This window comes from Granulicoccus phenolivorans DSM 17626 = NBRC 107789 = JCM 15570, assembly GCF_000423085.1.
Lineage (GTDB): Bacteria > Actinomycetota > Actinomycetes > Propionibacteriales > Propionibacteriaceae > Granulicoccus > Granulicoccus phenolivorans.
Genome location: NZ_AUHH01000052.1, coordinates 21,799 through 28,848, shown reverse-complemented (window position 1 = coordinate 28,848; position 7,050 = coordinate 21,799). Strand labels below are relative to the sequence as shown.

7 protein-coding genes are annotated in these 7,050 nt (G+C 68.3%); 6 read left to right on the top strand and 1 reads right to left on the bottom strand.

Annotated elements, in window-relative coordinates:
• The 6 genes from G531_RS23400 to G531_RS23380 form a co-directional block, all read left to right on the top strand.
• Window positions 1-435 (top strand): LGFP repeat-containing protein (locus G531_RS23400; RefSeq protein ID WP_035759421.1); only part of this gene is annotated, 435 nt, incomplete at its 5' end.
• A gap of 71 nt (window positions 436-506) precedes the next feature.
• Entirely contained in the window at window positions 507-1,604 is a 1,098-nt protein-coding gene (locus G531_RS0116270) for an LLM class flavin-dependent oxidoreductase (protein ID WP_026928041.1), read from the top strand.
• Window positions 1,597-2,199, top strand: a complete 603-nt coding sequence (locus tag G531_RS23395; RefSeq protein WP_035759419.1) for a CE1759 family FMN reductase — start codon at window positions 1,597-1,599, stop codon at window positions 2,197-2,199. Before G531_RS0116270 ends, G531_RS23395 begins: the two co-directional genes overlap by 8 nt.
• A gap of 181 nt (window positions 2,200-2,380) precedes the next feature.
• A complete protein-coding gene (locus G531_RS23390) occupies window positions 2,381-3,673 on the top strand; it encodes a TerC family protein (RefSeq protein ID WP_081684200.1) in 1,293 nt (430 codons plus the stop codon).
• A gap of 98 nt (window positions 3,674-3,771) precedes the next feature.
• Complete coding sequence (locus G531_RS23385; RefSeq protein ID WP_035759417.1) at window positions 3,772-5,190, top strand: sugar porter family MFS transporter; 1,419 nt, start codon at window positions 3,772-3,774, stop codon at window positions 5,188-5,190.
• A gap of 13 nt (window positions 5,191-5,203) precedes the next feature.
• Complete coding sequence (locus G531_RS23380) at window positions 5,204-6,223, top strand: ROK family glucokinase (protein ID WP_051215623.1); 1,020 nt, start codon at window positions 5,204-5,206, stop codon at window positions 6,221-6,223.
• On the opposite strand, the gene G531_RS0116245 is transcribed toward G531_RS23380, so the two are convergent.
• Complete coding sequence (locus tag G531_RS0116245) at window positions 6,151-7,050, bottom strand: alpha/beta hydrolase (RefSeq protein ID WP_026928040.1); 900 nt, start codon at window positions 7,048-7,050, stop codon at window positions 6,151-6,153. The genes G531_RS23380 and G531_RS0116245 overlap by 73 nt on opposite strands.

The following is a 7,050-nucleotide window of genomic DNA, read 5'->3' as shown; positions in this document are numbered from 1 at the left end:
GGGTACCCGACCAGCGATGAGATCTGTGGGCTGACCGGCGGCGGCTGCTACCAGCTGTTCACCGGCGGGGCAGTGCTGTGGTCCCCGGCCACCGGCGCGGAGCCCTCCTGGGGCGCGATTCGGGAGACCTGGGCCTGGCTGGGGGCCGAGAACGGCCGGCTGGGGTACCCGACCACGCCCGAGTACTGCGGGCTGGCCGACGGTGGCTGCTGGCAGGGCTTCACCGGCGGTGCGATCATCTGGTCGGCCGCCACCGGGGCCCAGCCGTCCTGGGGTGCGATCCGCTCCGCCTGGCTCGACGCCGGCGCCGAGAACGGACGCTACGGGTACCCGCTGGATTCCGAATCCTGCAGCAGTCCCGGCGGCGTCCTGACCTGCAGCCAGCCGTTCCAGGGCGGTTCGATCAATTGGTCGGCCACCGGGGGCATCTACTGAGGCAGGGAATAGATTTGAGCGCGGACCGGTTTCGGTAAATGATTGAAATCGAAACTACTTAGGAGGCGGTCATGGAGATCGGAATCTTCAGCGTCAGCGATGTGACTCCCGATCCCACCACCGGGATCGAGCCCACCGAGAACGATCGGATTCGCGGCATCGTCGAAATCGCGAAACACGCCGAAGAGGTCGGCCTCGACGTGGTTGCTCTGGGCGAGCATCACAACCCGCCGTTCTTCTCCTCCTCGCCGACCACCACCCTGGCCTGGATCGGGGCGCAGACCGAGCGGATCAAGCTCTCCACGGCCACCACGCTGATCACCACCGACGATCCGGTGAAGATCGCCGAGGACTTCGCCATGCTGCAGCACCTGGCCAACGGACGCGTCGACATCATGCTCGGCCGCGGCAACACCGGCCCGGTCTATCCCTGGTTCGGCAAGGACATCCGCGAGGGGCTGAACCTGGCGGTGGAGAACTACGCCCTGCTGCACCGGCTGTGGCGCGAGGACGTGGTCGACTGGGAGGGCAAGTTCCGCACGCCGCTGCAGGGCTTCACCTCGACCCCGCGGCCGCTGGACGGGGTGCCCCCGTTCGTGTGGCACGGCTCGATCCGCTCCCCGGAGATCGCCGAGCAGGCCGCGTACTACGGCAACGGCTTCTTCCACAACAACATCTTCTGGCCGATGCGGCACACCAAGCAGATGGTGCAGTTGTACCGGCGGCGCTTCGAGTACCACGGTCACGGCCGCGCCGACCAGGCGATCGTCGGCCTCGGCGGACAGTTCTTCATGCGCAAGAACTCCCAGGACGCCGTGCGCGAGTTCCGGCCCTACTTCGATGTCGCGCCGGTCTACGGCCACGGCCCGTCGATGGAGGACTTCACCGCGCAGACCCCGCTGACCGTCGGGTCCCCGCAGCAGGTCCTCGAGCGCTACCTCGGCATGGTCGACGACGTCGGCTACTACCAGCGCCAGCTGTTCCTGGTCGACCACGCCGGCCTGCCGACCAAGACCGTGCTGGAACAGCTCGACCTGCTCGGGGAGATCCTGCCCGACCTGCGGGCCGGGTACGCCGCCGCGCGGACCTCCGACGACATCCCCGAAACCGCGCCGCAGCACCCCCGCGTGCTCGCCACCCCCACCGACCAGGAGCCCGTCCATGCGTGAGGTCGTCGTCGTCACCGCCGGAGTCGGCAGCCCGTCGTCGACCAAGATGCTGGGGGAGCGCCTCGGGCAGGCGGTCACCAAGCATCTGGAGGCCGCCGGCGATCAGGTGCACCTGGTCTCGATCGACCTGCGCGACCTGGCCACCGACCTGGTCCAGCACATGGTCACCCACGTGCCCAGCGTGGCCCTGGAGGAGGCCTTTGCCGCCGTCGCCCGGGCCGAAGCGATGATCGCGGTCTCCCCGGTGTTCAGCGCCTCCTACTCGGGGCTGTTCAAGATGTTCTTCGACGCGCTGGAGCAGGGCGTGCTGAACGAGAAGCTGGTGCTGCTGGGGGCGACCGGCGGGTCCCCCCGACACAGCCTGGCGATCGACCAGGCCATGGTGCCGCTGATGTTCTATCTGCGCGCCAAGGTCATCCCGGTGCCGATCTTCGCCGCCACCGACGACTGGGGTCGCGATGCCGGGCTGAGCCACCGGATCGACCAGTCCGGGGCCGCGCTCGCCGATTCGCTGTGCGGGCGTACGCCGGTCACCCGGGTCGACGAGGAGGAGGTCATCAACTTCGAGGATCTGCTCAAGCAGGTCTCGGAGTAAGGTTTCCCCTTCCTGCCCGCCGTGGGGATTTGCCCGATCCCACGGCGGGCAACTAGTTTGGGTGAGTCCATTGCGCTCTTCGCTGCAGCTTCGGGATGAAGGCAGCGGATGCGTCCGAAAGATTTTTCTCGACCGGTGGCCGATCACAACTGCCTCGTGACGGCCGCAGGAGCGCAACAGAATGACAGATCACCTTGAGGTGCCCGGCTGGGTCTGGGCGCTGACCGTTGCGGGCATCATCGGCCTGCTGCTGTACGACTACTTCTTCCATGTCCGCAAGGCCCACATCCCGACCATCCAGGAATCCGCCAAATGGTCGGCGGTCTACGTCGGGATCGCGATCCTGTTCGGGGTCGGGGTCTGGGTCATCGCCGGTCATCAGTGGGGCCAGCAGTACTTCGCCGGGTACATCACCGAGAAGGCGTTGTCGGTGGACAACCTGTTCGTCTTCCTGATCATCATGAGTTCGTTCAAGGTGCCACGGGCGGACCAGCAGAAGGTCCTGCTGTTCGGGATCACATTCTCCCTGATCGCCCGCACCGCCTTCATCTTCGTCGGGGCGGCGTTGATCAACCAGTTCGCCTGGGTCTTCTACATCTTCGGCGCCATCCTGATCTTCATGGCCGGCAAGCAGGTATCGGAGGAGTTCTCCTCCGACTCCGGCGACGACGACGCCGACAATGTGATGACCAGGTTCTTCCGCAAGTACCTGCGCACCTCCGAGCACTATGACGGCGACAAGATGGTCACCACCGTCAACGGCAAGCGGATGCTGACCCCGATGCTGCTGGTGATGCTGTCGATCGGCGGCACCGACCTGCTGTTCGCGCTGGACTCCATTCCGGCCATCTTCGGCCTGACCCAGGAGACCTACCTGGTCTTCACCGCCGTGGTCTTCTCCCTGCTGGGGCTGCGTCAGCTCTACTTCCTGATCGACGGCCTGCTGGATCGCCTGGTCTACCTGACCTGGGGCCTCGCCGCGATCCTGGCGTTCATCGGGGTGAAGCTGATCCTGCATGCCCTGCACGAGAACAACGTCCCCTTCATCAACGGCGGGGAGCCGGTGCAGGTGGTCGAGATCAGCACCGGACTGTCGCTGGCGGTCATCATCGGGGTGCTGGTCATCACCGTGATCGCCTCGCTGATCAGTCCGCGGGGCCGGATCCAGAGCTACGTCGCCAATGCCCGACGCCACGCCCGGCTCTACCTGGACACCAACTCCGATGAGGAGCCCGCCGTCAAGGCCGAGGCCTTCCGGTCGCTGCTGGCCGAGGAGCGCCAGATCAAGGAGCTCGATGACAAGAAGCGTGCGCTGATCCGCGAGGAGTCCGAACTGATGGACCTGATCCGTCGGGCCCACGAGGAGCACGCCCATTACATCGAGACCGGGCGGGTCCGGCCGGACAGCGGCTACGACCCGTTCTGGGAGGAGAGCAGCATCCTCGAGGAGCCCACGGAGCGACGCGAGCGCTGAGCCAACGCAGGCCCCCCTGTTGCGCGGGGTGGTCGGAGGACTAGCGTGGATTGGTCGGGCCGGTATACCCGGCCCGACCTGTCTGCAAAGGAACTCCAATGACGGAAACCTCAGCACCGGCGCGGATCAGTGTGGTCCGGATCGCCGCGGCAGCCGCGATGGGCGGCCTCCTGTTCGGCTACGACTCCGCGGTGATCAACGGCGCGGTCAGCGGCATCAATCAGCAACTCACCGGGAACGCGGCCGTGCTCGGCTTCGCCGTCGCCGCGGCTCTGCTCGGTGCCGCGGTCGGGGCGTTCTTCGGCGGCCGGATCGCCGATCGCACCGGCCGATTGCCGGTGATGCGAGTGGCCGCGCTGCTGTTCCTGATCTCCGCGATCGGGGCCGGGCTGTCCTATCACGTCGCGGTGCTGGTCGTCTTCCGGGTGATCGGCGGGATCGGGGTGGGGGTCGCCTCGGTGATCGCCCCGGCCTACATCGCCGAGGTCGCCCCGGCCCGGATCCGCGGCCGGCTGGGCTCGATGCAGCAGTTGGCGATCGTGCTCGGCATCTTCCTCTCCCTGCTCGTCGACGCGCTCTTGGCCCGGCTCGCCGGGGGGTCGGTGCAGCCGCTGTGGTGGGGGCTGGAGGCCTGGCGGTGGATGTTCCTGGTGATGGCGATCCCGGCGATCGTGTACGGCATCAGTGCCTTCACCATTCCGGAGTCGCCGCGCTTTCTGGTGGCGCAGGGGCGTACCGACGAGGCCCGGGCGATCCTGGCCGGGGTCGATCCCTCCGCCGACGTGGACGGCCAACTCGCCCGGATCCAGGAATCGGTGCGCTCGGAGACCAAGCCGTCGCTGCGCGACCTGCGCGGCCCGGTAATGGGTCTGTTGCCGGTGGTCTGGGTGGGGCTGGCGATCGCGGTGCTGCAGCAGTTCGTCGGGATCAACGTGATCTTCTACTACTCCAACGTGCTCTGGGAGTCGGTCGGGTTCTCCGAGTCGGACTCCTTCACCATCTCGGTGGCCACCTCGATCGTGAATGTCGCGGTGACCGTCGTCGCGATCGCGCTGATCGACCGGGTCGGTCGCAAGCCGCTGCTGCTGGTCGGTTCGGCCGGGATGGCCGTCACCCTGGGCACCCTGGCGGTGATCTTCGGTACCGCCAGCAAGGTCCTGGTCAATGGCGAGCTGACGCCCCAGCTGACCGGTGCTGCCGGTCCGATCGCCCTGGTCGCGGCGAATCTGTTCGTGGTCTTCTTCGGGGTCTCCTGGGGGCCGGTGATGTGGGTGATGCTCGGCGAGATGTTCCCCAACCGCATCCGGGGTGCCGCCCTGGCGCTGGCCGGCGCCGCCCAGTGGATCGCGAACTGGCTGGTCACGGTCACCTTCCCGCCGCTGAAGGAGTTCAACCTGGGGGTGGCTTACGGGGCGTACGCGGTGTTTGCGATCATCTCCTTCATCGTGGTCGCGAAGGTCGTCCGGGAGACCCGTGGGGTCGAGTTGGAGGACATGGTCGACGGCAGCACCCGCTAGAGAGGACACGGGCATGGGCCTGACCATCGGGGTGGACGTGGGCGGCACCAAGATCGCCGCCGGGGTGGTCGATGCCGACGGCACTCTGCTCGCCGAGGTACGCCGGGCGACCCCGGCCGATGATCCGGCGGGGGTCGGCGAGTCGATCGCGGCGGCGATCACCGAAGTGCGCGCCGCGCATCCGGTCACCGCGGTCGGCATCGGCGCGGCCGGGATGATCGATCGGGCCCGGGCGAGGGTGATGTTCGCCCCGAATGTGGCCTGGCGCGATTTCCCGCTCAAGGACCTGATCGAGACCCGGACCGGGCTGCCGACGGTGCTCGAGAACGACGCGAATGCCGCGGCCTGGGCGGAGTACCGGTTCGGTGCGGGGCAGGGGGTGGACGACCTGGTCGTGGTGACCCTCGGTACCGGGATCGGCGGTGGCATCATCGTGGACCGGCAGTTGCTCCGCGGGGCCCACGGGTTCGCCGCCGAGATCGGGCACATCGAGATGCAGGCCAACGGTCGCCGCTGCGGCTGCGGCCGGCGGGGCTGCTGGGAACGCTACGGCTCCGGCACCGCGCTGGTGCAGGAGGCCCGGGAACTGGCCCGGTTCCGGCCGGGCAGCGCCGCCCGGCTATTGGAATTGGCCGGCGGGGATCCCGACGCCGTCCAGGGCCACCAGGTCACCCGGGCCGCCCGGGAGGGGGACCCGGCCGCGCGGGAGATCTACCACACCGTCGGGACCTGGGTCGGGCGGGGCCTGGCCGACCTGGCCGCGATCTTCGACCCGGGCCGGTTCGTGCTGGCCGGCGGCCTCGGCGAGGTCGGGGACCTGCTGTGGGACCCGGCCGCCGCGGCCTTCGCCGAGAACCTCACCGGCCGGGACTACCGGCCGCTGCCGGAGATCCGGATCGCCCGCCTGGGCGGCGGCGCCGGGATGATCGGCGCCGCCGACCTGGCGCGTGCGGCGAACCCTCAGGCGGGCTCGGCGGTCCGGACCGCGTCGGCGATCGTGGCCGAACCCTCGGGGCTCAACACGATCGTGTAATGGTTGAGCTCGGGGACGAAAATGATCCGGACGCCCTCCAGCTGCGGGCGCCACTGCTCCAGGTAGTCCTTCGGGTAGAGCCCGTCCGGCTGATCGAACATGCCGCGCTCGGCGACCAGCCAGGTCGCGTGGCCCAGGTTCTGCACCCCGTCGAGCAGCAGCTGCGAGCCGAGCATGTCGATCGAGTCCCCGGTCATCGCCTCGATGCTGGTCGAGGGACGCAGCAGCGGCGGCGTACCGGTCAGGTCGTAGTCGACATAATCCTCGACCTGCTTGGTCCAGGTGGTGAACGCCGGGTGCTGCTTGAACCAGTTGCGGTACGCCTGCACCGAGTCGAAGGTCATCTTGAGCCGGTCGGCGGCCGGGCCCAGGGTGGCGTTCAGCGCCGCCTGCGGGTCGACCCCCTCGGGCATCTGCAGCGGGATCCCACCGTCGACCAGGATCAGCTTGTTGACGCGCTCGGGCTGCAGTTGGTGGAAGGCGACCGCGACGAACGCGCCCATGGAGTGCCCGACCACGTCCACCCGGTCCAGCCCCAGATGGTCCAGGACCGCGACCAGATCCTTGACGTGCTGTTCCATCCCGTACGGGCCGGGCAGCCCGCAGGAGCCGGCGCGACCGCGCAGGTCCGGGGCGACGATCCGATAGTCCGGCAGGGCGGCGGCCAGGAACGGCCAGGACAGGTGATTGGCGGTGATCCCGTGGATGGCCAGGACAGTGCCCGTGGGGTCGGCGGGCTCCCAGATGCCCACGTGCAGGTCGCCCCCGGTGACGGGGACGGCCAGGGCACGGTAGGTCTCGTTGACAGTGTTCTGCTGAGATGTCAT